The following is a 25,818-nucleotide window of genomic DNA, read 5'->3' as shown; positions in this document are numbered from 1 at the left end:
CAGTTACGGAATCTTTTTGAAAATGCTATTACATATATATATTACGTTTCAAAAAGAAAATAGTTTCATTTATGGCTTGATTATATGATGAATAATCCCGTTTATATATAGAAGCAGAAAAAATCACTTATTAAAAGGCGCATCTGGGTTGCTCTACACAGAGAGCCCGGCCGAAGAACGCCAAGCTCTCTTGCCACCAATCAAGGAGTATAGTCCACACCAGGTGAATAGGAGTTTCCGGCATTCCATAGAAGGTATTCATCAATTCCATTATCGTGCAGGGCTTTTATTTGGGCTTCCACTTCTGGCTTGCCATAATTCATATAGTTGCCAGCCCCGAGGTAGCTTGCTGTAAAATCCTGCAGCCATGGACGCGAGACGGGCGGGTTGTCCAATGCGCCTAATACCTGGTTTTCCACTTTGGCATACTCAGCCACCAGTTGATATGGTTCCAGATCCGGTTTTGCGATCCCGAAATAAGAAGTCCAATGGCTTGGGTAAATCATAGAAGAGATAACATCCACATTTTCAGAGATCTTTGAAAAATTCTGGCCGATGCCTGGAGCTTCCGGCAAAGTTGCAGCATAACCAAAAATATCGACTGATACTTCTACTCCGTAGGGTGCTAACTGCTCCCTTGCATATGCGACAAAATCCGTAACTGCTTCTACTCTTTTTTGTGTTGGGTCGATATCCGCTTCTTCATAATCACCAAGCGAGTAGCTCAGACTCTCCGCACGGTTTTCAAATCCTTCAGGAAAACGGACATAATCAAATTGGATTTCTTTAAATCCGAGTTTGGCAGCTTCGATAGCAACTTTCACGTTGTAATCCCATACTTCTTTCATGAATGGATTTACAAATGATTCGCCGCGATTGTTTTTCCAAACCTGGTCACCATCCATGAACGTCAGTTCCGGTCTTTCTTCCGCCAAAACTGTATCTTTAAAAACAACTACACGGGCAATTGGATAAATTTCTTTTTCTTCTAACCGTTCCAGCATAGCTCTTGGATCTTTTATCAACCCTTGTCCCATATCAAGCTCTGCCAAAACCGAGCCTTCCTCAGGTATGTATGTCAAGTGGCCAAAATCTTCTTTTATGTCAATAACCATAGCATTCAAGTCCGACTCATCCACCAGATCGATCAACGAATCGAACCGTTCTCCCCCAGCTGAGTTAGCGGTTACAAAAATTCCGCGGACAGCATCCGGATAAGCAAAGTCCAAGCCCGAATCAAACGCATACAAACTTGAAGCTGCCAACACTTGCGAATCAAGTTCGGCTACATGGTAAGACCGCGGTGTGAAATCCGGCGCCTTGTCTTCTTCAGCGGCATAAACGTTTCCCGCACTTGCTACACTGATGCTTGCTGCATAGATTGCCAGCCATTTCCACGATTTCGCCATTTTCTGCACCCCTTTATTCCTCTTTTGCAACCCAAGAAATGTCCGTGTTAACTCGGAAGAATCATTTCAAAAGACTGAGTGGATCTACTAACTATCAACCAGGGTCCTATAACACCATTTGATTAAAGTTTTCATATCCATTGTTCTTCCATTCTATCATTTTTCTGACAAATTGAAATAAAATTATTGTAGTTTGATTCAGTTTTTTCAAAAGCCTATTCTGTCTCCCAAATTCGAATTTTGAGCGCCGCAGGAAAACTGCTTGCACAAAAAAACGATGCCCCTTAGGACATCGTTCTGCTATTAATTGGTTGCCGAAGCTGCTTTAATCGATTCGAGTTCACGTTCTGAACATTGAACAAAATGGCCAGGACTGATTTCTCTCATACGGACATCATCTGCTTTAGTATAGTTGTGAACTGCAGGGTCATAAGACTTACGGACCCGGTTGCGTTCGTAGTTTGGATCCGGTAAAGGAATAGCTGACAATAATGATTGCGTATAAGGATGCAACGGGTTATTGTATAGCTCCTCTGCTGGTGCCAATTCTACTAACTTACCGAAATACATTACGCCGATGCGATCAGAAATATATTTAACCATCGATAAATCATGGGCGATGAAAAGGAAAGTCAAACCTTTTTCTTCTTGAAGTTCCTTCAATAAGTTGACGACCTGTGCCTGGATGGAAACATCCAATGCAGAGATCGGCTCATCGGCAATGATGAAATCAGGATCTACAGCCAAAGCACGGGCAATTCCAAGACGCTGGCGCTGTCCGCCTGAAAACTCGTGAGGATAGCGGTTAGCGTGCTCTTTGTTCAACCCAACAGTCTCCAGTAAATCATAGACCATTTTTTTGCGTTCAGCAGGATTTTTTGCCAAGCCGTGGATATCGATGCCTTCAGCAATAATATCCATAACTTTCATCCGCTGATTTAATGAAGCGTAAGGATCCTGGAAAATCATCTGCATTTTACGGTTGAATTTTTTCAGTTCCTGCTTTGATTTCTTGCCATGGACATTCTCGCCTTCATAGAAAACATCTCCATCCGTTGCATCATATAAACGAATGATTGAGCGGCCGGTTGTGGATTTCCCACAGCCTGACTCACCAACCAATCCTAAAGTTTCACCTTTATAAATATCAAAGCTGATATCATCTACCGCGCGGACTTCATTCGCTTTACCGATATTGAAATACTGTTTCAAGTTTTTAATTTCGAGTAACTTTTCAGCCATTATACCGCGCCCCCTTCATAATATCTGCTGCCTGGGAATTTCTTCATTCGTTCAATAACCGTCAATGGCGGTTCTACTTGCGGCGCATCTGGGTGCAATAACCATGTTGCTGCAGAATGAGTATCACTGATTTTAAAGAATGGAGGGTTTTGCTCCATATCAATTTTAAGTGCATACTCGCTGCGAAGCGCAAAGGCATCTCCTTTCGGAGGATCCAGCAAATCAGGAGGCGTTCCTGGGATTGCATACAATTTTGCATCTTCTGTATCCAGCGATGGCATAGAGCTTAATAAGCCCCATGTATAAGGATGCTGCGGGTTATAGAAGATTTCATCGACTGTTCCGATTTCAACAATTTTCCCGCCATACATAACCGCTACGCGATCTGCTACGTTTGCAACAACACCAAGATCATGGGTAATGAAAATAATCGACGTATCAATTTTCTTCTGCAAATCTTTCATCAACTCTAAAATTTGCGCTTGGATGGTAACATCAAGTGCCGTTGTAGGCTCGTCTGCGATTAAAATCTTCGGGTTGCAAGCTAGTGAAATAGCAATGACTATCCGCTGGCGCTGCCCGCCTGAAAATTGGTGAGGATATTGCTTCATCCGCAATTCCGGTTTTGGCATGCCCACAAGGCGCAGCAAGTCGATTGCTACTTTTTTAGCTTCGCTTGTGCTGATTTTTTGGTGTTTCAGCAATGGCTCCGTCAATTGGCGGCCAATCGGCATTGTTGGGTTCAAAGACGTCATCGGATCCTGGAAAATCATCGAAATTTCTTTTCCGCGGATTTTCTGCATTTCCTTGTCGCTCAACTTCGTCAAATCACGTCCACCGAATAAAATTTCACCACTTTTGAATTCTGCTGAACTTTCCGGCAGCAAACGCATAATGGATTTTGTCGTAACTGATTTGCCTGAACCCGACTCTCCAACGATTGCTAAAGTTTCGCCTTTATATAGATCAAAGTTAACCCCGCGTATCGCTTTAACTTCCCCGCCTTGGGTGTTAAAGGAAAGCTCAAGGTCCTTTACTTGTAAAATTTTCTCCATTGTCAACTTTCCTCCTTAATCTTTCATCTTCGGATCGAGGGCATCACGAAGTCCATCACCGATCAAGTTGAACGCAATCATGATTAAACTTAACAAGACAGCCGGGAATGCTAAAATATGCGGTGAGAATTGAATTAACGCATAACCATCGTTAATCAATGTACCGAGTGAAGCATCCGGCGCCTGAAGCCCCAGTCCGATAAAGCTTAAGAAAGCTTCAAAGAAAATAGCACTTGGAATGGTGAACATCGTATTGATGATAATGACACCCAGAACGTTCGGCATTAAATGTTTCCAGATAATGCGGGTATCGCTCGCTCCCAATGTGCGGGCAGCCAATACGAATTCCTGGCTCTTATATTTAAGCACTTGTCCACGGACGACCCGGGACATGCCGGTCCATCCGGTTATGGTCAAGGCGATAATAATGGCCAGTATTCCGGGGTCCATTATTAGGATAAACAGAATAACGACAACCAAGTTAGGAATACCTGTCAAAATCTCAACGATCCGCTGCATAAAGTCATCAACGCGGCCGCCAAAGTAACCGGAAATTCCTCCATAGATTACGCCGATCAACATGTCGATTGCAGCTGCAACAAAGGCAATGAATAAGGATACTTGAGTGCCTTTCCAGACACGTGAGAACATATCACGGCCAAGGCCGTCAGTTCCGAACCAGTAGTTGACTTCGACATTTTTCATCTCATATAAGTCGACTTCCTGGCCGCCTAATGTGCCGACACCATCGAGAATTCCAAGATTTTCAACTACCGGAATTTTCGGCGGCAAGTTTGCGTGAGTGATTGTTTGTGCATTCGGCTCATAAGGGCTAATAGCCGGCCCTACAAACGCCATGATGACAACTAGGCCGAATAAAATTATGCTGAACAACGCGCCTTTGTTTTTGCGGATACGGTACCAGGCGTCCTGCCAGAAGCTGACACTTGGTTTCGTGATGCGTTCCGCTTGATGAGAATCCAATGTAATCCGCTCGAACGAACCTTGCGGCAGTTCCGGAATTTTATCAATTTTTTGAGTCATTAACTTTTACCTCCTGAAAGACGGATACGAGGATCAATGACACCATACAATATATCTACCAGCAGGATAATCACAATTAGGAATACTGAGAAGAAAATCGTGGTTCCCATGATGATAGAGAAATCGTTGACCATGATCGATTTAACGAATTGTTCCCCGATGCCTGGAATTGCAAAAATCTGTTCTACAACGAGTGATCCGGTAAGGATGGATACAGCCATTGGACCAAGAACCGTCACTAATGGAATCAATGCGTTACGGAATGCATGTTTAAATGCAATTTCAGAGCCGCTCGCGCCTTTAGCTTTTGCTAATGTAATGTAATCCGATCCAAGAACTTCAATCATTTCAGTGCGGATAAAACGTGCTGCTGTTGCAAGCGGGAACATTGCCAATGCGATGGATGGAAGAACGCTGGACATAAAGCCGTCTTTCCACAAAGCTACAGGGAATAATTCCCACTTTAATCCGAACCAATATTGAAGCAAAGATGCAAACACGAAGGAAGGAATCGATATTCCGACAATCGCTACAAATGTGCTGGTGTAATCAACCCAGGTATTTTGCCTTAAAGCAGCAATCATTCCCAGTAGAATTCCCAAAACTGTTCCTAGGACCATCCCTTGGAAACCGATTTGTGCAGAAGGACCCATTCGGCTTAAAATGACATCTGTAACTTCCGCTCCTTTAAACTGATTGATGGAAATTCCTAAGTCACCTTGCACTAGCCCGAACATGTAATTGAAATACTGAACCGGAAGCGGTTCGTTCAATCCATATCTAGCTTCTACGACTGCCCTTTGTTCTGGAGATAATTTATCTGCGGAAGCGACGGGGGATCCTGGTAAAATTTTCATTAAGAAGAATGTGAAAGTAGCGATCAGTGCTAAAGTGATCACCATATAAATTAAACGCTTGCCAATATACTTCGCCATAGTGCACCTCCAAAAATAATTCTATTTTGACAAGTCCATAACATAAAATGGAGCTTGCAGCATTCATTAGTTAGCAGAAAATGGTCAATTTTCGGTTAATTCCTTTACATTAGAAAAGAGAGTATATCGACCTGTAAATGCGATATACTCTCTTTCTATTTTGTTGTTACAGTAGCGGGATTAAATTATTCTTTGCCCGAAATGTATGCCCATTTGTAGCTGTAATCTCCACCGAATGGGTGTGTAACGATTCCGTTAACATAAGGCTGTTGAAGAGACATCAAACCACGCTGATAGATTGGCGCGATTGCAGCGTCATCTTCCAGAAGGATTTTTTCAGCCTGTGCCATTGCTTCCCAACGTGCAGCAGGATCTGAAGTCAATTCACCTTTAGCAGATTCAACTAAAGCATCATACTCTTCATTTGAGTAAGACATTTTGTTTTGAGCAGATCCAGTAACAAACAAGTCAATGAATGTCATAGGATCCTGGTAATCAGGTCCCCATCCAGCAGTTTGGATGTCATAGTCCTGAGCTTCGTCAAGTTCTAAACGAACTCCGAAAGGTACAGCTTTAAGGTTGATCGTCAAACCTTCAAGATTAGTTTCAAGTTGTTCTTTAAGATAAGCATCCATGTTTTTAGCAGTTTCAGTGTCTCCACCTAGGATTTCAAGAGTAACTTCTTCTACTCCCAATTCTTCAAGGCCAGTAGCCCAATGTTCTGCAGCTTCTTCAGCGTTGAACTCAACAAGATCTCCATTTACATCGCGGAAGTCCGTATTGTTTTCATCGAAAGTGAATTCTGTTGGTACTAGGTAGTTAGCTGGCAATGATCCGTTAGCTAATACTACGTCAACCAAATCTTGCTTGTTGAAACCTTTTGCAATTGCCTGACGAATGTTGACATTCGAAAGTGCATTTTCTTCGCCGTTACGTTCTTGGTTAAGCTTGAAGTAGAAAACAGTTGGTTCCAATTCAGTAACCAAGTTTTCGTCATTTGCATATTGCATTGCAAACTCGCCGCTCAAACCAGCGCGGTCTTTTTCGCCAGAGTTGTAAAGGTTAACTGCAGTAGCAGGCTCTTTTACAACGTCTACGTTGATTGTTTCAAGTTGTACTGTTTCAGCATCCCAGTATTCAGGATTTTTTTGCATTGACCAAGTTAAACCAGTACCATCCCAGTCATTAAGAGTAAATGGTCCGTTGAAAATTAAGTTTTCAGAATTAGAAGCATAAGCATCGCCTTTTTCAGTAATGAAAGCTTCGTTCTGTGGGTAGAAAGTTGGGAAAGCCATCAGTGACATGAAGTAAGGTACTGGACGCTCTAGTTGTACTTCAAGAGTTTTTTCGTCTACAGCAGTAACTCCAAGTTCAGTTGGTTCCATTTCACCTGCAGCAATTTCAGTAGCATTTACAATCGAACCAGCCATCATGTAAGCTCCGTACGGAGAACCTGTAGCAGGATCAATTGAACGTTGCCAAGAGTAAACGAAATCGTTGGCAGTAACTGGAGTACCATCTGACCAGTTTGAATCACGTAGTGTGAATGTGTAAGTCAAACCATCTTCGCTGACTTCAGGTTCGCCTTCAGCAATTGCAGGTTCAGCTAAGTTTTCTTGATCTAAACGGAATAAGCCTTCGTTAACGTTATTGAAAATGTTAAACGCAACTGCATCCTCAGCTAATGAAATATCCATAGTAGGAATTTCAGCTGTTTCCATCAAGTTAAGAACTTGCTCTGAGTCTAAATCCCCAGCTTCTTCTGTACCTTCTGTTTCTTCTGGAGCTTCAGTTCCTGTGTCAGTATCGTCTCCACCGCCACATGCTGCTAGAAAAGCACTTAGAACTAAAACTAGGCTTAATAGCCAAAAAATCTTGCTGTTCTTCACTTAATTGACCCCCTCGAATTTTCTGAAAAATTGGTACAAGGCTAATTATACATAATATTTTTTTCTTGTACAGAACTTTTTTTGGAAATTTTTACACTCTTGTAACAATTCCGTTACATTGATATTACAGAAAACCGCAAGAATATTGGATTTGTAAGCGTTTTCGGCGTCTACGATAAACGAATATTTTTTTGATTTTTTTTAAAATTTCTTCTACAATTGATAAGAAACGAGGTGCCAAACTTGAAAAAAATCCTTTTTTTCTTAATTGCTATACAATTATTGATTTTTATCACCATATTTTTACGATCGGAAAACCTCTCTCTTCTGTCATATATTAACAACTCATTTATCTATGGCGGCATCTTAATGTTTTTTGGCTTGTGGATTTTTGTCGTCCGGACAGGTGTATTTGATATATTCACTGCCAGCATGAGAAAAGCTTTCAAGCTAAAATCCACATTGGATGACGACGAAATGCGGCCGCCTTCCGAAGCTCTAGGCTTTTCTAGTGCACCATTGCTCATTTCAGGAACTATCACCTTGCTGTTAATGGCAATTTGTTTAGCGATTTACAGTCTCTAATATTGCGTCCTGATTTGTTAATGTATTATAATAATAGGATATAAAATGAGCGATGAAAAAGAGGAGTAAATGCAGTTCCTTCTATAATAGAGAGTCTGTGGTTGGTGAAAACAGATGAAGTGCTGCATTGAATGGACTTTTGAGCTGAACCGGTGAACAAATAAGTAGCCGGTTCCGTGTTCTTCACGTTATGAAGAAGAGTGGCCGGCGACGGCAACTAGGGTGGTACCGCGGAAAACACATCATTCGTCCCTTTTTTTTTTAGGGATGTGTGCTGTGTTTTTTACTTTGAGGAGGAATTGAGATGAAAAAAATCTTTTCAGGCGTTCAGCCTACCGGTACAGTAACACTCGGAAATTACATAGGCGCTTTTAAACAGTTTACGGATTTGCAAGATGAATATGACTGTATCTTTTGCATAGTGGATCAACATGCGATCACGATGCCCCAGGACCGCTTAGAGCTGCGCAAAAATATCAAGGCATTAGCGGCGCTTTACCTGGCTGTCGGCATCGATCCTGAAAAAGTGACGTTGTTCATCCAATCGGAAGTTCCGGCGCACGCACAAGCCGGATGGATGCTGCAATGCGTTTCGACCATTGGAGAACTTGAACGCATGACCCAGTATAAAGACAAATCAGCTAAAAATGCTTCTGTACTAGCCGGGTTGTTAACTTACCCTCCATTAATGGCTGCTGATATCCTGTTGTATCAGACCGATATTGTGCCTGTAGGGGATGACCAGAAACAACATATTGAACTGACACGTGATCTAGCAGAAAGGTTTAATCGCAAATACAACGATATCTTTACAATCCCTGATATCCGTGTTCCGAAAAATGGCGCTCGCATCATGTCACTTCAAGATCCAACAAAAAAGATGAGCAAATCAGATGCCAACAAAAAAGCAATCATCACATTGTTGGATGACTTGAAAACGATTGAAAAGAAAATTAAGAGCGCAGTGACCGACTCAGAAGGCATCGTCAGCTATGATCCAATCAACAAACCGGGTGTGGCAAATCTATTGACCATTGAAGCTGCTCTGACCGGTGAATCAATTGAGAATCTGGTCGCGAAATACGAAGGTTCAGGTTATGGAGATTTTAAAGCTTCTGTCGCTAAAGCTGTTACTGAACACTTGGCACCTATCCAAGAACGGTATGCTGCTTTGATCGATTCGGACGAACTGGACAAAGTTCTTGACGCTGGCGCTGAAAAAGCCAACTTCCTGGCAAACAAGACATTGAAGAAAATGGAAAACGCCATGGGTCTCGGGCGTAAAAGAAAATAAAACAAAAAGGGCTGCTCTGATTGCAGCCCTTTTTGTTTATTCTTTTCCAGAAATATATGTCCATTTAAAACTATAATCACTTCCAAATGGGTGTTTAACGATATTTTTCACGTAAGGTTTCTTCAACGACATGGTCCCCATCTGAAAGATAGGGGCAATGGCCACATCTTCTTCGAGCAGGATTCTTTCAGCTTCGGCCATAGCCTCCCACCGGGCAACCGGATCTCGTGCCAGCTCCCCTTTAGCCGATTCGATCAACGCATCAAATCCTTCATTCGAATAAGACATCGAGTTGAGTGGAGAATCCGTCACAAACAGATCAAGAAATGTCATTGGGTCCAAATAATCCGGTCCCCACCCTGTATGCAGGAGATCATAATCCTGTGCTTCTTCAAGTGCCAGGAGTTCCTCAAAAGGGACTGTTTTTAAATCAATAGTAAGTCCCTCCAGATTTTCTTCCAATTGAACTTTCAACTCTTCATTCAGTTCAATAGCAACGTTATGATCTTCTCCCAAAAGTTCCAGCGTGAGTTCATCCAGCCCTTCTTCTTCTAATCCCTGGCTCCATAATTCAGCAGCTGCTTCAGTGTTGTACTCAAGCATGTCTCCATTTATAGAACGAAAATCTTCACCGTTTTCATTGAAAGCGAATTCCGACGGCACTAAATAGTTTGCCGGCATTGAGCCATCTGCAAGGACTTTTCCAACGATGTCCTCCTTATCGTAAGCTTGTGCCAGAGCTCTGCGAATGTCCTCATTTGCCAGAGCTGTTCTTTCATCTTCACGCAGCTGGTTGAATTTAAAGTAAAACACGTTCGGACTCTGCCCTTCCATCACTTCCGGATCATCGGAATATTGCTTGGCGAATTCACCTGCAAGAAACGTAATGTCTTTTTCACCAGAAGTGTATAGGTCAACAGCGGTCTGAGGATCTGTTACAACGTCTACATTGATCGTTTCAAGAACAACTGTTTCAGCATCCCAATATTCTTCATTTTTTTCCATTGTCCAGCTTGATCCATCACTGCCGTCCCAATTGGTCAATTTGAATGGCCCATTATAAAGAACCTGATCAGCGTTTGTAGCATAAGCGTCCTCCGCTGCTGTAACAAACGCTTCATTTTGGGGATAGAAAGTTCCGAACGACATCAGGGAAATAAAGTATGGAATTTGGCGCTCGAGTGTAACAATCAATGTGCTGTCATCCGGTGCTTCTACGCCTAATTCCGAAGGCTCCATTTCACCTGCAGCAATGGCTTCGGCATTTGCGATAGTTCCCGTCATCATGTAAGGTCCATAAGGCGACTCTGTAGCCGGGTCTATTGCACGCTGCCAGGAGTAAACGAAATCTGCTGACGTAATCGGTGTACCATCCGACCAGTTGGCGTCACGCAAGGTGAATGTGTAAGTCAATCCATCTTCACTAATCTCTGGTTCTTCTACAGCAAGCGCCGGAATCGCTTGGTTGTCTTCATCCAGACGGAAAAGCCCTTCATTAACATTGTTCAATACATTAAACGTACCCACATCTTGAGCAATTACCGAATCCAGCAATGTCAGTGCACCCATTTCCATTATGTTGAGAATTTGTTCGTCATCCTTCTCGAAATGATTTTTTTCGTCTCTGCTCTCCTCTTCTTTTGTCTCTTCACCGCCGCTCTGTGCTGCATCCGTCTCTGTGACAATGTCTTGTTCGCTGCATCCAGACACAACGACAATTGCCAGTAAAACCAATACCATAAACATAAAAACTTTGGTGATCTTCACTTCTTTTCCTCCTTCAAATTTAGTCTATATGTATGATTTCATTATACGCTTACCTCGCTAAATTCATATCATTTATTTGATAATTAAGATAAATTAATCAAATTTTTATCATCATAAAATTTTATAGATCCAGAAAGACAGTAGTTTAAGCAGATGAGTGAAATTAACAGGACTTCCTAGTCGTCTTATAAATTCGAAACGACGTGCCGGGATGCGAATGGACTAAAAACTGTAATGCATTTTCAAACAAAAAAAAAAAAAGCAACCCGAGGGTTACTTTTTCTTTTTACTATTCTGCAGTGACTGGTGATTCTGCGTTGACCGCAAGTTCATTCAAGTAAACTTCCGTACCATCGCCGATTGCATAGTTTAATACACGATCGTTAACCGGGCTTAATACTGCACGGTACAATGTCGGGAATACTGGTACTTCCTCAACCATCAACTGCTGCCATTCGTTGTAAACTTCCTGGCGGTATGCAAGGTCAAACGATTCTTCTGAACGACCTTCTGCAAGGAGGCGCTCGTTATCTTCATTTTCCCAACGCGCAAAGTTGTAAATGGCGTTAGCGCCGTAGAGCCCTGAAGGATCTACGTCAATGCCTACTCCCCATGCTGCTTGGAAGACATCTACATTTGGATCATCTTCGCCGCCGTTGCCGACACGGTCATAAAATGAGTTGAATTCAAGCATTTCCAAGTTCACTTTCAAACCAACAGCTTCCCAAGACTGAACATAGTATTGTGCCAACGGTTCAGCTGTGTCGCCGCCTGTCATTGAGATAAAGTTAATCTCAAGTGGATTGCCTTCCGGATCTTCACGCAAGCCATCTCCGTCTGTATCTGCATAGCCTGCATCATCCAAAAGCTGATTTGCTGCTTCAGGATCATACGCACGGCCTTCATTGCTATCGTCATGGAATTCAGGGTGGGATGGTGGAATCAATGTTGTCGCATTCCAACGCAAACCATTATAGAAACGTTCGCCGACTGCTGTGTTGTCTACTGCATGCCACATAGCTTGACGAAGTTCCTTGTTGTTCATTTTCGCTTCAGGGTCATAAGCTACCGTGCTGCTTTCAGCATCCCATGTTCCTAATTTAAAGCCAATATAAGTGTAGGCGCGATCAATCGCTCCTAAATATTCCACGTTCGACATTTCAGCATTATCCGGGAATTGATCCACTGGGAACTCACTGATCAAGTCAACTCCGCCAGTTTCCAGTTCCTGAACTACTGTCGAACTGCTGATTACTTTGATTGTAACGCCATCGAGGTTTGGTTCGCCGCGCCAGTAGTCTTCGTTTTTAGAAAGAGTTACAGACTCTCCAGGTACAATGCTATCCACTTTGAATGGTCCAAAACCGATTGGGTTTTCACGCACTTCAGGTGAAGAAGAGATATCGGCAACTGCCATGTCTCCAAAGATGTGCTTAGCCAATGGGTAAGACCAGATGCTTCCTGTCAAAAGAGAAGGTGTAGATTCAATATACGTAATTGACAAAGTTTTTTCGTCAACTACTTCAATGCCTGAAATCGTATCAGCAGATCCGCTGTTGTACTCTTCCATTCCTTCAATGTTTGTGAAATCAGAGTTATAGCGCGGGCCGTCATAGTCGGGGTTACCGATTACTTCGTGTGCAAACAGCCAGTCTTCTGCAGTTACAGGTTCGCCGTCATGCCAGTTGACATTGTCGCCAATTGTAAAAGTGAATGTACGGCCGTCTTCTGAAACTTCATATGTTGCCGCTCCATCATTTGTGTAGACATAGTTTTCATCCCAAGTTAGTAAACCTTCATCAAACCATTCAAGGATTTCAGCATCCGGCGCGCCAGAATAGAAGTTCCAGTTTAGTGTTCCTTCAAATACGGTATCTGATACCAAACCAAATGTAATAGTTCCGCCGTCAATCGCTTCGCCTTCATTTGTTTTCACGTTGCTGAAATCATCGATTGAATACATTCCGCCATTCTCAAGTTCCTGTCCACCATCAGTTTCGGCTTCTCCGCCGCCTTCTTCTGGGGAAGCCTCTTCATCACCGGAACAAGCTCCTAATATCAAAGCAAAAGACAACATTGGCAATGCTAAATATCTAGACCATTTATTTTTCGGCATTCTCTGTTTCCTCCTCTTTCTTCTCGAATAAAGCTCTTTTGGACTGTTGTTGCACTTGAATAGAGTAATTTCTGCCTGGTACTTAGAACCCTACTCCCCCTTTTCCCCACTTTTTTGTTACCCTCTGCGCTGCCGGGCATCGGTAGCGCGTTTTAAGGCTTGCCCGACATTATTTATACAAAGCATCAAGACAAAAATGAGTATTGATGCCGGTAACCAAATCCACCATCTTAATTCCAGTGTTTGAGGGTTTCTTGCATAACTGATCAAAGTCCCTAAACTTGGAGTCGATTCCGGAAAGCCGAATCCTAAAAAGGAAAGGCCAGATTCGATGCCAATATTTCCTGCCAAATTTAACGTCATCGTCACAATGATGATCGAACTAAGATTTGGCAGCACCTGGAAAAACATGATTTTAAAATCAGAAGTTCCTAATGTTTTGGAGGCTTTCACATAGTCCAATTCTTTTTCCTGAAGTGCTTTTGAACGAATCAGCCTCGCAATTCCCATCCATAAGAAAGCTGTCATGATTAACGAGAAGGATACGATGCTGTATCCAGGTACAGCTGTTACGAATGCGATAACAATCATCAAGATTGGGAGAACCATAAAAAAGTCGACAAAACGCATGAAGACATTATCCACAGTGCCGCCGTAATATCCAGAAATCAGTCCGATCAAAATACCGATAATTCCTGTCAAAAGTGTGACCAAAAAGCCGATTGCCAATGAATTGCGCGTTCCAATAATCAATTGGCCAAAAATGTCGCGTCCACCATAGTCAGTGCCCAGCCAATAAGTGGCCGACGGTGGTTCATAAAGAGCGAAAAGGTCGACTTTGATGATTTCGGACTGGTCCATGATGATGGATGTACCGAAAACACCGATAATGATCAGGAACAAGAACAGAAGAGAACCAAATGCAATTTTGTCCCGAATTAACTCTCTTAGTAATATACTAAATCCGGATGGGCTTTTGCCGAGGCTTACATCCGGAATTTGTGCTCCGCTGTCTTTATCAATTCTCATATTTACACCTCAAAATTGTCATTTATTATTTAATTCGGATACGTGGATCGACCAAACTCAAGATAATATCAGATAACAATGCACCAATAATTGCCGCAAGTCCGAACAACAGGACTAGAGCCGTCATTACGCTGTAATCACGTAAACTGATGGAAGAAAGGAACAATTCACCCATTCCTGGGTAGCCAAAAATATTTTCGATGAATATGGTCCCGCCAATCAAACCGGTAATCTCGTAGCCGAAAAACGCTGCGATTGGAAGCAAGGAATTCCGCAATACGTGGCGATTATAAACCCTTGATTCGGAAGATCCCTTGGCACGGGCAGTTACGATAAAATCTTTTTGTTTTGTATCAATGATCTCACTTCTCAAATACTGGACTGTAGAAACAGTCGTGATCAATGCCATCGACAATGCCGGCAATAATAAATGGTTGAGTTTGCTGATAAAATAGGCAAAAGTCCCAGGCTCTGTGCCTGGTGCAACACTGCCGCTTGTTGGGAACCAGCCGAGCTGGAATCCAAAAATGAACAGCATAACCAAAGCGAAAATAAATAATGGAGCTGCAAATCCGATGTACGTATATCCTGTGATGGCACGGTCTAACCATGTATCGTTAAAGCGGCCGCTGATGATGCCAAGTGGGATGGCGATCAAGTAAGTCAGGATCAAGGTTGCTAAAGACAGCCACAATGTATTGATCATGCGTTCACCGATCAGTTCGGATACAGGCATCTTAAAGCGGAAAGATTGTCCGAAATCCCCTTGCAGGACCCCTTTAACCCAATCGACATACTGGACATACCAAGGATTGTTCAATCCGAGCCGTTCTCTCATCGCTTCAATGGTAGCGGGATCGATATTTGGATCGATCAGCCCTGTCAAAGCATCGCCAGGCATAGCCTGAGCTAAAATAAAGACCAAAATACTTAAGACAATAATTTGCGGGATTGTTATAAGCGTTCTGCGTACAATTAATTTCCACATACCATTCAACCTCTCTCAGGCAATGCTACTTGATGGGTAGCTGAAATTGATTTTAACGAGAAAGGCAAACCTTCTTCATCAAAAAAGTCTTTTTCCAGCTTGTCATATTCGGTTTTTACTAATTTGCGGTTTTCATAGTGCATTTCGCGATTCCGTGGATTGCTGTCTGGAATGGCCGCTATCAAACGCTTCGTATAAATATGCTGCGGATTCGTAAAAATTTCTTCTGAAGTGCCGTGTTCTACATATCGCCCTTTATACATAATGCCGATGTGATCGCACATGTGGCGGATGATGCCCAAATCATGGCTGATGAATAAATACGTCAAGTTCAGTTCTTTTTGAATTTCTCGCATAAAGTTCAGAACCTGGGCCTGTACAGATACATCCAAAGCTGAAACCGGCTCATCCGCAATAATCAATTTCGGGTTGAGCGCAATTGCCCGGGCAATGCCAATCCGCTGCCGCTGCCCTCCCGAGAATTCGTGCGGGTATTTATAGATGGATTCAGGACTTAGTCCCACCAACTCCATCAGCTCCTGAATACGGACTCGCTCTTCTTTAGGAGATAGGTTTTCATAATTGCGAAGCGGCTCAGCTACAATATCCGCCACCCGCTTTTTGGGGTTCAGGGAGGAAAAAGGATCCTGGAAAATCATCTGAATATCTTTTCGCACATCGATATATTCTTTTTTGCTGACAGAAGCCAAATCTCTGCCTTCGAACATGACTTTTCCTGAAGTTATATCATTTAATCCAATAATTGCGCGGCCTGTCGTCGTTTTTCCTGATCCGGATTCACCAACCAGCCCATATGTCTGGCCCTGCTCAATCGAAAATGAGACGCCATCTACCGCACGCACATGATCTTTAACTGTCTGAAAGACACCCCCGCGCACCGGAAAGTGAACTTTCAGATTTTCAACTTCAATTAGCGACATAATTGCGCTCCTCCTCGGCTTGTTCTGGGAAGTAAAAGTCCTTGTAGCAAGTGCAGCGCACATAATGGCCAGGACTAATTTCGTGGAGTTCCGGTGAAGCCTCGTGCTCAGATTCCTCGATCCAAGGAATTCGTGAAGCGAACCGGCATCCGGTTCTCGGCAAATTCTGGAGCGACGGAACGACGCCTTGTATTACGTGAAGTTCTTCTTTTACATCATTTAATGTCGGGATTGAGTTTAAAAGAGATCGTGTATACGGATGCTGCGGGTTTTCCATCAACGTATAAACATCCGCGATTTCCACAATTTGCCCTGCATACATAACCGCTACCCTATCTGCCATTTCCGCCACTACCCCTAAATCATGGGTGATCAGAATAATTCCAGCATGGATCGTTTCTTTCAATTCTTTTATCAAATCCAATATCTGCGATTGGATTGTCACATCCAGAGCAGTAGTTGGCTCATCTGCAATCAGCAGTTCTGGCTGATTTGAAATTGCCATTGCGATTACAATACGCTGACGCATCCCTCCAGAAAGTTCATGTGGATATTGATGATAGGTTTTTTCGGGTCGGGGGATGCCGACCTGATTCAGCAAATTAATGACCTGCAGTTTTCGCAGGTTCTTGGAGCTTTTTGGGTTATGGAGGAAAATCGCTTCATCGATTTGGGCACCTACTACCATAAGCGGATTCAGCGCAGAAAGGGCATCCTGGAAGATCATCCCCATCTCTTTGCCCCTCAGTTTCTTCATTTGATTAGGTCCTGCTTGTACTAGATTACTGCCTTTGTAATTGATTTCCCCTTCAATTTTGGCTCTTGTGTGCAGTCCCATAATGGAAAAGGCAAATGCACTTTTCCCAGAACCTGACTCGCCAACAATTGCTAACACTTCATTTTTTTTGACTGTTAACGTTACATCGTCGACAGCAGCATAATGATGATCTTTTATTCGAAAGGACGTTTTTAGATTTTTGATGTCAAGCAAAACTTCACTCACATTTATCCCCCTCAACTGATAACTATTCTATGGTAATTTGATAGCTTACTATTGCAGCCGGCACATCATAAAAATTCAATCTTCAGACTTATCATTTTAAAAAAATAAAGTAAAAACTGTAAGTTTTCACTTATGTAAAAATTTCACATAAGCTACTATACTTTTTTTAAATAATAGTCTCTCTTATTAATTTTATTACAATAAAATTACAAAAACAATATTATTTTTAATTTTCCAAAAAATCAAGCCGTATAAAACTTGCATTTCTTTGATAAAACGCTGAAGAATAAGCATTTTAAGAGCTTTTTATTTTAGACATAAATACTTGTTCCCTAACAATCGGCAATAATAGGAGTTATTAATCACATAACTAGAATTATTCATCCAAATACCTCAATACTATTGCCTCTCTAATTTAGGATAACATAAGACAAAGAATAATCGGAAAACTTTTTCAATTTTTATAAAATTATGGGTTTATTCCCTAATCATTTACTTTCATAAATATAAAAATGGCAAGCAGCGGATTGTTTCCGCAGCTTGCCATTTGCTCCTGTTACTCTTTAAATCTTTTTGAATACCAAAGATGCATTATGTCCGCCAAATCCTAATGAATTGCTCATCGCAAATTTAAGATCCGCTTTACGTGCTTTGTTTGGAACATAATCCAAATCACACTGCTCATCAGGCGTTTCATAATTGGTTGTTGGCGGCATGATGCCTTCCTGCAATGCCAGGGCAGTGAATATCGCTTCGACTCCGCCGGCAGCTCCAAGCAAATGGCCGGTCATGGATTTTGTCGAGCTCATTCCCAGCTTATAAGCGTGCTCGCCAAATACTGTTTTCACAGCCATGGTTTCGTATAAGTCATTGTATGGTGTGCTTGTGCCGTGAGCGTTGATGTATCCAACCTCCGTAGTTTCAACACCAGCATCTGCCAGGGCTTGTGCCATCGCACGGGCTGCACCTTCTCCGCCTTCAGCAGGAGCTGTTATATGGTGAGCATCTCCAGTGGAACCATAGCCGACTACTTCGGCATAAATTTTAGCGCCGCGCGCTTTTGCGTGCTCGTATTCCTCAAGAATAACGATTCCCGCACCTTCACCAATGACAAAACCATCCCGGTTCTTATCGAACGGGCGGGATGCTGTAGCTGCATCCTGATTTGTTGTCAGTGCTGTATTGGCTGTAAATCCTGCTACTGATAATTGAGTAATCGGCGCTTCTGCTCCACCAGAAATCATGGCGTCTGCATCTCCGCGCTGAATCACTTTAAAGGCATCTCCGATCGAGTTTGTGCCTGAAGCACAAGCTGTCACTGAACATGAGTTGATGGCTTTCGCACCAAAATAAATTGATACTTGGCCTGATGCCATATCCGGAATGATCATTGGAATCAGGAAGGGACTGATGCGACGAACACCTCTTGTATTCAGTACGTTCATCTGGTTTTCTATGGTTTCCATTCCGCCAATTCCCGAACCGATCCAAACACCGGTCCGCAACGCTGTTTTGTCATCCAACTCAAGATTCGCGTCTTTCATTGCCATAATAGACGCAGCCAGCGCATAATGCGTAAAGCGATCCATTTTCCGCGCATCTTTCTTTTCAATATAATCTTCTATCGAAAAGTCATTTACTTCTGCAGCAATTTTCGCTGAGTACAAATCTGCATCTAATCTAGTTAGTGGCCCAACACCGGATTTACCGTTTTTTATGGCTTCCCATGTGGTTTCAATATTATTTCCCAAAGGTGTTACAGCACCAATTCCTGTAATAACTACACGGCGATTTTCCATTCTATCTTCTTCCTTTCGCATACCTGATTATTTGCCCCACTTCATAGCAATTGCGCCCCATGTCAATCCGCCGCCAAAGCCGACCATAACGATAACGTCATCGTCTTTCACGCGGCCTTCTTCGACGTCTTCAACTAGAGAAACCGGAATGGACGCTGCTGAAGTGTTGCCATATTTATGAATCGTTTTTGACATTTTCTCAACCGGAAGACCTAAGCGTTCTCTGGATGCTTCCATGATGCGGATATTTGCTTGATGGGGAATTAAAAAATCGACATCTTCTTTTTGCAGTCCCGCTTTTTCAATCACGTTTATTGCTGACTCACCCATTTGGCGCACAGCAAATTTGAATACTTCTCTGCCGTTCATCTGCAAGTGGTCTTTTTCGTCCTGATAAAGGTGCTTCCCACCAGAACCGTCAGCTCCAAGTTCAAAAGACAGAATTCCACGGCCTTCCGAAACTTTGCCGATGACTGCAGCCCCGGCGCCATCCCCGAAAAGGACAGCGGTATTGCGGTCTTCCCAGTTGGTGATTTTCGATAGTTTTTCGACGCCGACAACTAACACATATTTATAAACATCAGAATCGATGAACTGTTTTGCGGTAATGACCCCATACATGAACCCTGCACAGGCAGCTGAAATATCCATAGCAGCAGCGTTGACAGCGCCAATTTCCTGTTGGATAACACAAGCCATTGATGGAAAAGGCTGGTCAGGCGTAACTGTCGCTACTAAGATCAAACCGATTTCAGCAGGATCAATGCCAGCATCTTCAATCGCTTTTTTTGCAGCATCCCGTGACATGTCGGAAGTGTCTTGACCGTCTTTCGCAATGCGGCGTTCTTCTATGCCTGTCATTGTACGGATCCACTCATCACTAGTATCCATGCGCTGCTCTAATTGAAAGTTCGTCAATCTATCTTCCGGCAGGCATCTGCCCAAACCGACTATTCCAGCATTCATCTTCTATCCCTCATTTCAATTATCATCATATATTAGTACCTGGTGTTAATAATACGCCACTGGATAGCTAATTTCAACTAACTGACATAATTCCGACAAAAAATCTTCATTCTATGGAATCTTTCTTTCTGTCTGTTAAGGCTTATGCTATGATTAATCTAGATATTCTATGTAGAGGTGAAACTAGATGCAATATATTGGAACATTTTTATGGTCATTCTTATTGATTTCATTGGTCAACTACGTGGTTAGTGCAGTACAAAACGTACCCTTCGATTTCATGATCGGCGTTTACATTTCAGTTGCGGTTTCCATTCTGATTTTTGTAATGTCAGCTATTATCCCAGAAGGCCCTGCTCCTGAAAAACATTAATACAAAAAGAAGCGTAATCCGGAAATCCGGATTACGCTTCTTTTTTGTTGATAATGATTTGTTTGTTGTCATCCATCGTCAATTCCAATTCCGTATGGGCCACAATCCCGCCTTTGATCAGTTCACGGGCAATATTTGTTTCGATATTGCGCTGAATAAAACGTTTTAATGGACGCGCTCCAAAGACCGGATCGGTTCCGGCTTCAACAATATAACTGATAACCGAATCATCCACTGTCAGCTTGATTTGCTGCTGACTGATGCGGGCAGCAAGTTCCGCAATCATTTTCTTCGCTATGCCATAAAAATGAGTGTTATTCAGCGCATGGAAAATGACGATATCGTCAATGCGGTTCAAAAGTTCCGGCTTGAAGTGCTTCCGCAATTCACTCATGACAATATCTTCAATATCATGTTCGCTGCTGGCATCACTGATGTAAGCAGATCCAATGTTGGAAGTCATTATCACAACGGTGTTCGAGAAATTGACAAGCCGCCCCTGGCTATCGGTGATGCGCCCATCATCCAAAATCTGCAGCAGGATATTGGCAACATCCGGATGTGCTTTTTCAATTTCATCCAGCAGCACAACCGAATATGGATTGCGGCGTACCGCTTCTGTCAGCTGCCCGCCTTCCTCGTAGCCGATATATCCCGGCGGCGCTCCGACCAAACGGGAAACGCTGTGTTTCTCCATATACTCGGACATATCGATCCGGATAAAATGATCTTCCGAATCAAACAAGTTTGCTGCCAGTGCTTTGGCTAATTCTGTTTTTCCGACCCCTGTTGGCCCAAGGAAAATGAACGAACCGATTGGCTTTCTTTCATCTTTGATGCCGGCGCGTGCTCTCCATACTGCTTCCGTTACCAGTTCGACTGCCTGGTCCTGGCCAATTACACGTTTTTTCAAAGTATCGCCTAAACGCAGCAACTTGTCCCGCTCGCCTTCCACTAGTTTCGTCACCGGTATGCCCGTCCATCTTGCGACAATACCTGCAATTTCTTCTTCGGTAACTTCCTCGCGAAGCAAGCGTTCAGCGCCTTCTTTTTCAAGATCCGCTTCCAAAGCCTGCAGTTCTTTTTCGAGCTCAGGAATTTTGCCATGCTGCAAAACAGCTGCGGCGTTCAAGTCGTAGCGGTTTTCGGCGTCTTCCAGCTGTCTGCGGAACTGGTCCAGCTGTTCACGTTTTTCCTGAATTTTTTTCAATGACTCTTTTTCTTCAGTCCATTGATTTTTCATATCTGCGGAAGAGTCCCGAAGCTCTGTGATTTCTCCACGCAAGGTTTCTAATCTGGTTTTGCTCGCTGCATCTTTTTCTTTCATCAGCGCCTGCTCTTCAATTTCGAGCTGCATAAGACGGCGCGTCACTTCATCAAGTTCCTGCGGCATCGAATCGATTTCCGTGCGGATCATGGCACAAGCCTCATCGATCAAATCGATGGCTTTGTCCGGCAAAAAGCGCTCGGTAATATAACGATCAGACATCGCAGCCGCAGCTACAATCGCCCGGTCATGGATCCGGACAGCATGGTGCAGTTCAAAGCGTTCTTTCAAACCGCGCAAAATGGATACGGTATCTTCCACCGAAGGCTCTCGCACCATCACCTGCTGGAAACGGCGTTCCAAGGCTGGGTCTTTTTCAATATGCATCCGGTATTCGTCCAACGTAGTCGCCCCGATGCAATACAACTCTCCTCGTGCAAGCATCGGTTTCAGCATATTCCCTGCATCCATCGCACCTTCTGTTTTACCGGCTCCAACAATGGTGTGAATTTCATCAATAAACAGGATAATCTGTCCTTCGCTGTCTTTCACTTGTTTCAAGACGCCTTTTAAACGCTCTTCGAATTCCCCGCGGTATTTGGCGCCGGCGATCAAGGCACTCATATCAAGTTCGTAAATGGTCCGGTTTTTCAACCCTTCCGGTACGTCATTGCGGACAATCCGTTGTGCCAGCCCTTCGACAATCGCCGTTTTGCCGACGCCAGGTTCTCCGATCAGCACGGGGTTGTTTTTCGTTTTCCGTGACAGGATTCGGATGACGTTGCGGATTTCCTGGTCGCGGCCAATGACTGGGTCCATTTTTCCGGATTGTGCCTGTTCGACCATGTTGCGGCCAAACTGCTCCAATGGAGATTTTTGCTCTGTGTTATTTGGGGATTGAACCATACCAACCACACCTTCCAATTTGTTTGACTATCTTTGACTAATTAAATTATAGTCAAATTTTCAGGAATAAGCAATTATTATGACCTTATTTTTTGTTTGGAGGAATTGAATTTTAGGATGAGAAAATCGCTTCAGGCGAGCGTTTTTGAAGGACCTCCTGCAAAATATACTATAAAAAAAACCTTGTCGGAATCAACTCCGGCAAGGTTTTCTCTATTACTTATCTGACGCCAAGCGCCATTTTTGCATAGCGTGACATATGATCTTTGCCCCACACTGGCGTCCAAACGATTTTAACATCGACTTCTTCCACTTCAGGCAGTTCGTATAAAGCAGCTTTGACCATTTCTACGATCTGAGGTCCCATTGGGCAACCCATTGACGTCAACGTCATCGTAACTACTGCAAAGCCATCTTCTGTGACCATTACATCATATACAAGCCCGAGATTGACAATGTCAACTCCCAATTCGGGATCGATTACTGTCTCTAATGCACCCATCATGCTGTCTTTCATATCTTGATCCATTCAAAATCCCTCCCTTTACTAGTAGTACCATCTTATCAAACTTTGGCTGGAATTGAAATTGACACGCTTACTCTGTCTTCAAGTGTTTCGAGAGCCACTCTGTCGCTTCTAGCATTCCTTTTCGGCTGACAGCATGCCCCGCTTCTCTTTCACGGGCAAATACAATATTTTCCGGCATCGCTTTATATTGTTCTTTGAGTTCTTTGAACAAGCGATAAGTTGGCTCAAATGGCACTGTCACGTCCTGTTCCCCATGCCAGAAATAAATCGGACGGCCGTTGAATTTCGGCTGATTTTTTCCACTGTCGAAAATAGCTAAAGTCGACAGCATGCGCTCGCGTTCGTCCGCACTGATCGGCAGCTGGAATCCTCTTGATTCGTATTGAGCCATTTGCGCCTGCGCCAGTTCCACATAATTCCCTGCACCCATCATGACTGCCGCCGCCTGAATCCATGGATAAACGGTCATCGCACCCAAAGTAGTGATGCCGCCCATTGAAGTTCCTCCTACTCCAGGTTCGCCGGCGACCAGTCCTTGCTCATGCAATTCTTTGTGCAAAATTGCCAGCTCCTCTATGGAGGTCAGCACAATTTCCCAAAACCGCAAACTTATTTGAACTTCATCCGACCCTTCGCTTCGTTCCCCGTGTAAAAGCGCATCCGGTAAAATCACCCGCAGCCCTTTTTCGGCCAGTTGATAGGCATAATGCAAGTTATGTTCTTTGGCGCTCATATGGCCATGAAAAAAAACAACTGTTGGCAATGCGGTTTCCACTCCCTGATCAGGAGTTATATGCAGCAAGGGGATATGTCCCCACATTTGTCGTTGGACTCTCAACTAGATTCACTTCCTTCATTATTTATCCTACCAATCTTCCAGAAATCCGGCAATCACCAATTCTTTTCCAGTTCGCGTCTTTAGATTTCCTCAAGATTTTTTGACGAATCCCGTGCTTTATCGCTACACTAGTAATAGATAGAAAGGAGACGGCTATTTTATGAAACAGCATTTAATCGTTCTTGATTTGGATGGAACCTTATTGACAGACCAAAAAGTCATTTCTTCCAAAACGAAACTGACTTTAAATAAAGCAATTCAAGCAGGACATGAGGTGATGATCGCAACTGGCCGGCCATACCGTTCAAGTGAAACCTATTACAAGGAACTGGGGTTGACGACACCAATCGTCAACTTTAATGGTGCGTTTGTCCACCATCCGACCAACCGCCACTGGGGCACACATCATACACCAATCGGATTGGACGTAGTCCACGAAGTGGTCGAATCCATGCATGATTATGATTTCCATAATATTGTTGCCGAAGTTCTCGATGATGTTTATGTCCATCACCACGACGAAAAACTGATGGATATTTTCCGTTTTGGCGATCCGACCATTACTACAGGTGATTTGCGTAACTACTTGAAGACAGATCCAACATCCATTTTGATCCATGCGCCTTTTGAGCGGGTACAGGAAATACACGACCACTTGTCATCGGTCCATGCAGAAGTGATTGATCATCGCCGTTGGGGCGCTCCATGGCATGTTATCGAAATTGTCAAAAGCGGCATGAGCAAAGCAGTTGGCCTCGACCGAGTTTCCAAGTCGCTCGGCATATCAAGAGAAAACATCATCGCTTTCGGTGATGAAGACAACGACCTTGAAATGATTGATTTTGCAGGAGTTGGAGTGGCGATGGGCAATGCGATTGATCCTTTAAAAAATATTGCCAATGAAATCACGCTAACGAATAACGAGGATGGCATTGCTGAATTGCTGATTGACCGGTTGAAATTGTAAATTTTAAAAAGGGGGATTACTTATGAGATTATTCGCTGACAGCGCATCAGACCTGCCGAAAGATTTTTTTGAAAATGAAAATGTTGTTTTGTTCCCGCTTCGCGTTCACATTGGAGACCAGGATTTTGAGGACATCAGAGCCATTCAATCTATCAAGGTATTTGATGCGATCCGTGCAGGAAGCCATCCAAAAACATCTCAGGTTTCACCTGAAGAGATGTTGAACGCTTTTGAGCAGCTCGCAAAAGACGCCGACGAAGGCTATTATATCGCCTTTTCTTCTGAACTGTCCGGCACTTATAGTACAGCGGTGATGGTGGCAGATCAGGTGCGCGAAGAATATCCTGATTTAAAGCTGACGATACTGGATTCGAAAGCCGCTTCACTCGGTTATGGCCTGTTAGTGAAAGAAGCGGCAAAATTGCGTGCCGCTGGACAGCCGCTGGACAAAATAATTGAAAAGACACGCTTTATGGCTAACCATCTGGAAAGTCTCTTTACCGTAGAAGATCTGGACTATATGGCCAAAGGCGGACGCATTTCCAAAGGAAGTGCCTTCGTCGGAGGCTTACTCAATATTAAGCCATTGCTTCATGTAGAAGAAGGCAAATTGGTGCCAATCGAGAAGCTGCGCGGGCGAAAGAAAGTCATCAAGCGGATGATCGAACTTATGAAAGAACGCGGAAACCAGCTGAATCAGCAGACCATTGCCATCAGCCACGGAGACGACGTAGAGTTCGCCAATGCCCTGAAACAGGAAATCGAAGAAAACTTTCACCCCCAAAGTATCGAAATCCATATGATTGGTTCCGTTATTGCTGCACATACCGGACCTGGAACTTTGGCTTTATTTTTCTTTAATCAGATTGACTAGGA

At 43.4% G+C, this 25,818-nt stretch carries 22 protein-coding genes and 1 other annotated feature; of the genes, 5 read left to right on the top strand and 17 right to left on the bottom strand.

Going from position 1 to position 25,818, the window contains the following annotated elements; translation table 11 throughout:
- Nucleotides 1–200: 200 nt before the first annotated feature.
- The 6 genes from QOZ98_RS09310 to QOZ98_RS09285 form a co-directional block, all read right to left on the bottom strand.
- Entirely contained in the window at nt 201–1,409 is a 1,209-nt protein-coding gene (locus QOZ98_RS09310) for a putative glycoside hydrolase (protein WP_308787193.1), read from the bottom strand.
- Nucleotides 1,410–1,712: 303 nt separating this feature from the next.
- Complete coding sequence (locus QOZ98_RS09305) at nt 1,713–2,651, bottom strand: ABC transporter ATP-binding protein (RefSeq protein ID WP_308787192.1); 939 nt, start codon at nt 2,649–2,651, stop codon at nt 1,713–1,715.
- On the bottom strand, nt 2,651–3,706 hold the full coding sequence (locus QOZ98_RS09300; protein WP_308787191.1) for an ABC transporter ATP-binding protein: 1,056 nt from the start codon (nt 3,704–3,706) through the stop codon (nt 2,651–2,653). Before QOZ98_RS09300 ends, QOZ98_RS09305 begins: the two co-directional genes overlap by 1 nt.
- Nucleotides 3,707–3,721: 15 nt before the next feature.
- Nucleotides 3,722–4,750: an oligopeptide ABC transporter permease gene (opp3C, locus tag QOZ98_RS09295; protein ID WP_308787190.1), complete on the bottom strand. Its 1,029-nt coding sequence runs from the start codon at nt 4,748–4,750 to the stop codon at nt 3,722–3,724.
- The gene (gene opp3b, locus QOZ98_RS09290; RefSeq protein ID WP_142826120.1) at nt 4,750–5,685 is read right to left on the bottom strand and encodes an oligopeptide ABC transporter permease; all 936 of its coding nucleotides are present in this window, start codon (nt 5,683–5,685) and stop codon (nt 4,750–4,752) included. Before opp3b ends, opp3C begins: the two co-directional genes overlap by 1 nt.
- A gap of 185 nt (nt 5,686–5,870) precedes the next feature.
- Complete coding sequence (locus QOZ98_RS09285; RefSeq protein WP_308787189.1) at nt 5,871–7,574, bottom strand: peptide ABC transporter substrate-binding protein; 1,704 nt, start codon at nt 7,572–7,574, stop codon at nt 5,871–5,873.
- Between the two features lie 234 nt (nt 7,575–7,808).
- On the opposite strand from QOZ98_RS09285, the gene QOZ98_RS09280 reads away from it, so the two are divergent.
- Both QOZ98_RS09280 and trpS read left to right on the top strand, forming a co-directional pair.
- Nucleotides 7,809–8,159: a DUF3899 domain-containing protein gene (locus QOZ98_RS09280; protein WP_308787188.1), complete on the top strand. Its 351-nt coding sequence runs from the start codon at nt 7,809–7,811 to the stop codon at nt 8,157–8,159.
- Between the two features lie 43 nt (nt 8,160–8,202).
- Nucleotides 8,203–8,416: a binding site (T-box leader), on the top strand.
- A gap of 47 nt (nt 8,417–8,463) precedes the next feature.
- The gene (gene trpS, locus QOZ98_RS09275; protein ID WP_308787187.1) at nt 8,464–9,453 is read left to right on the top strand and encodes a tryptophan--tRNA ligase; all 990 of its coding nucleotides are present in this window, start codon (nt 8,464–8,466) and stop codon (nt 9,451–9,453) included.
- 36 nt (nt 9,454–9,489) lie between these two features.
- On the opposite strand, the gene QOZ98_RS09270 is transcribed toward trpS, so the two are convergent.
- From QOZ98_RS09270 to QOZ98_RS09235, 8 genes are all read right to left on the bottom strand, one after another.
- Nucleotides 9,490–11,220, bottom strand: coding sequence for a peptide ABC transporter substrate-binding protein (locus tag QOZ98_RS09270; protein ID WP_308787186.1), 1,731 nt, complete (start codon nt 11,218–11,220; stop codon nt 9,490–9,492).
- A gap of 289 nt (nt 11,221–11,509) precedes the next feature.
- Nucleotides 11,510–13,336, bottom strand: a complete 1,827-nt coding sequence (gene opp4A / locus QOZ98_RS09265; protein ID WP_142826115.1) for an oligopeptide ABC transporter substrate-binding protein — start codon at nt 13,334–13,336, stop codon at nt 11,510–11,512.
- A 117-nt stretch (nt 13,337–13,453) separates the two neighbouring features.
- Nucleotides 13,454–14,365 (bottom strand): ABC transporter permease, encoded by a 912-nt coding sequence (locus tag QOZ98_RS09260; protein WP_308787185.1) that lies wholly within the window; start codon nt 14,363–14,365, stop codon nt 13,454–13,456.
- Between the two features lie 25 nt (nt 14,366–14,390).
- Nucleotides 14,391–15,353, bottom strand: coding sequence for an oligopeptide ABC transporter permease (gene opp4B / locus QOZ98_RS09255; protein ID WP_308787184.1), 963 nt, complete (start codon nt 15,351–15,353; stop codon nt 14,391–14,393).
- Nucleotides 15,354–15,358: 5 nt separating this feature from the next.
- The gene (locus tag QOZ98_RS09250; protein ID WP_142826112.1) at nt 15,359–16,294 is read right to left on the bottom strand and encodes an ABC transporter ATP-binding protein; all 936 of its coding nucleotides are present in this window, start codon (nt 16,292–16,294) and stop codon (nt 15,359–15,361) included.
- Nucleotides 16,281–17,297: an ABC transporter ATP-binding protein gene (locus QOZ98_RS09245; protein ID WP_142826111.1), complete on the bottom strand. Its 1,017-nt coding sequence runs from the start codon at nt 17,295–17,297 to the stop codon at nt 16,281–16,283. The genes QOZ98_RS09250 and QOZ98_RS09245 overlap by 14 nt, the downstream gene beginning before the upstream one ends.
- Nucleotides 17,298–17,860: 563 nt before the next feature.
- Nucleotides 17,861–19,096: a beta-ketoacyl-ACP synthase II gene (gene fabF / locus QOZ98_RS09240; protein ID WP_308787183.1), complete on the bottom strand. Its 1,236-nt coding sequence runs from the start codon at nt 19,094–19,096 to the stop codon at nt 17,861–17,863.
- Nucleotides 19,097–19,123: 27 nt separating this feature from the next.
- Entirely contained in the window at nt 19,124–20,062 is a 939-nt protein-coding gene (locus QOZ98_RS09235; RefSeq protein WP_308787182.1) for a beta-ketoacyl-ACP synthase III, read from the bottom strand.
- Between the two features lie 187 nt (nt 20,063–20,249).
- Between QOZ98_RS09235 and QOZ98_RS09230 the strand changes: the two genes are divergently transcribed.
- Nucleotides 20,250–20,435: a YjzD family protein gene (locus QOZ98_RS09230; RefSeq protein WP_142826108.1), complete on the top strand. Its 186-nt coding sequence runs from the start codon at nt 20,250–20,252 to the stop codon at nt 20,433–20,435.
- A 31-nt stretch (nt 20,436–20,466) separates the two neighbouring features.
- Here QOZ98_RS09230 and QOZ98_RS09225 read toward each other — a convergent pair whose 3' ends face one another.
- The 3 genes from QOZ98_RS09225 to QOZ98_RS09215 form a co-directional block, all read right to left on the bottom strand.
- Entirely contained in the window at nt 20,467–22,608 is a 2,142-nt protein-coding gene (locus QOZ98_RS09225; RefSeq protein ID WP_308787181.1) for an ATP-dependent Clp protease ATP-binding subunit, read from the bottom strand.
- Nucleotides 22,609–22,828: 220 nt separating this feature from the next.
- Nucleotides 22,829–23,137 carry a metal-sulfur cluster assembly factor gene (locus QOZ98_RS09220; protein WP_215100039.1) on the bottom strand — a complete coding sequence of 103 codons (309 nt, stop codon included), beginning with the start codon at nt 23,135–23,137 and terminating at the stop codon, nt 22,829–22,831.
- 67 nt (nt 23,138–23,204) lie between these two features.
- Nucleotides 23,205–23,975, bottom strand: coding sequence for a prolyl oligopeptidase family serine peptidase (locus QOZ98_RS09215; protein WP_308787180.1), 771 nt, complete (start codon nt 23,973–23,975; stop codon nt 23,205–23,207).
- Between the two features lie 160 nt (nt 23,976–24,135).
- Here QOZ98_RS09215 and QOZ98_RS09210 point away from each other — a divergent pair, with 160 nt between their 5' ends.
- Together QOZ98_RS09210 and QOZ98_RS09205 are read left to right on the top strand one after the other, a co-directional pair.
- Nucleotides 24,136–24,942, top strand: coding sequence for a Cof-type HAD-IIB family hydrolase (locus QOZ98_RS09210; protein ID WP_308787179.1), 807 nt, complete (start codon nt 24,136–24,138; stop codon nt 24,940–24,942).
- A gap of 22 nt (nt 24,943–24,964) precedes the next feature.
- Nucleotides 24,965–25,816, top strand: coding sequence for a DegV family protein (locus QOZ98_RS09205; protein ID WP_308787178.1), 852 nt, complete (start codon nt 24,965–24,967; stop codon nt 25,814–25,816).
- Nucleotides 25,817–25,818: the final 2 nt, after the last annotated feature.

Origin of the sequence: Planomicrobium stackebrandtii, assembly GCF_030814955.1 — a bacterium.
GTDB lineage: Bacteria > Bacillota > Bacilli > Bacillales_A > Planococcaceae > Planococcus > Planococcus stackebrandtii.
This window is presented reverse-complemented; position numbering and strand designations above follow the sequence as displayed.

Coding starts and splice junctions, on each gene's coding strand:
- QOZ98_RS09310 (WP_308787193.1), bottom strand. CDS start 1,409: ATGGCGAAATCGTGGAAATGGCTGGCAATCTATGCAGCAAGCATCAGT.
- QOZ98_RS09305 (WP_308787192.1), bottom strand. CDS start 2,651: ATGGCTGAAAAGTTACTCGAAATTAAAAACTTGAAACAGTATTTCAAT.
- QOZ98_RS09300 (WP_308787191.1), bottom strand. CDS start 3,706: ATGGAGAAAATTTTACAAGTAAAGGACCTTGAGCTTTCCTTTAACACC.
- opp3C (WP_308787190.1), bottom strand. CDS start 4,750: ATGACTCAAAAAATTGATAAAATTCCGGAACTGCCGCAAGGTTCGTTC.
- opp3b (WP_142826120.1), bottom strand. CDS start 5,685: ATGGCGAAGTATATTGGCAAGCGTTTAATTTATATGGTGATCACTTTA.
- trpS (WP_308787187.1), top strand. CDS start 8,464: ATGAAAAAAATCTTTTCAGGCGTTCAGCCTACCGGTACAGTAACACTC.
- opp4A (WP_142826115.1), bottom strand. CDS start 13,336: ATGCCGAAAAATAAATGGTCTAGATATTTAGCATTGCCAATGTTGTCT.
- QOZ98_RS09260 (WP_308787185.1), bottom strand. CDS start 14,365: ATGAGAATTGATAAAGACAGCGGAGCACAAATTCCGGATGTAAGCCTC.
- opp4B (WP_308787184.1), bottom strand. CDS start 15,353: ATGTGGAAATTAATTGTACGCAGAACGCTTATAACAATCCCGCAAATT.
- QOZ98_RS09250 (WP_142826112.1), bottom strand. CDS start 16,294: ATGTCGCTAATTGAAGTTGAAAATCTGAAAGTTCACTTTCCGGTGCGC.
- fabF (WP_308787183.1), bottom strand. CDS start 19,096: ATGGAAAATCGCCGTGTAGTTATTACAGGAATTGGTGCTGTAACACCT.
- QOZ98_RS09235 (WP_308787182.1), bottom strand. CDS start 20,062: ATGAATGCTGGAATAGTCGGTTTGGGCAGATGCCTGCCGGAAGATAGA.
- QOZ98_RS09230 (WP_142826108.1), top strand. CDS start 20,250: ATGCAATATATTGGAACATTTTTATGGTCATTCTTATTGATTTCATTG.
- QOZ98_RS09225 (WP_308787181.1), bottom strand. CDS start 22,608: ATGGTTCAATCCCCAAATAACACAGAGCAAAAATCTCCATTGGAGCAG.
- QOZ98_RS09220 (WP_215100039.1), bottom strand. CDS start 23,137: ATGGATCAAGATATGAAAGACAGCATGATGGGTGCATTAGAGACAGTA.
- QOZ98_RS09210 (WP_308787179.1), top strand. CDS start 24,136: ATGAAACAGCATTTAATCGTTCTTGATTTGGATGGAACCTTATTGACA.
- QOZ98_RS09205 (WP_308787178.1), top strand. CDS start 24,965: ATGAGATTATTCGCTGACAGCGCATCAGACCTGCCGAAAGATTTTTTT.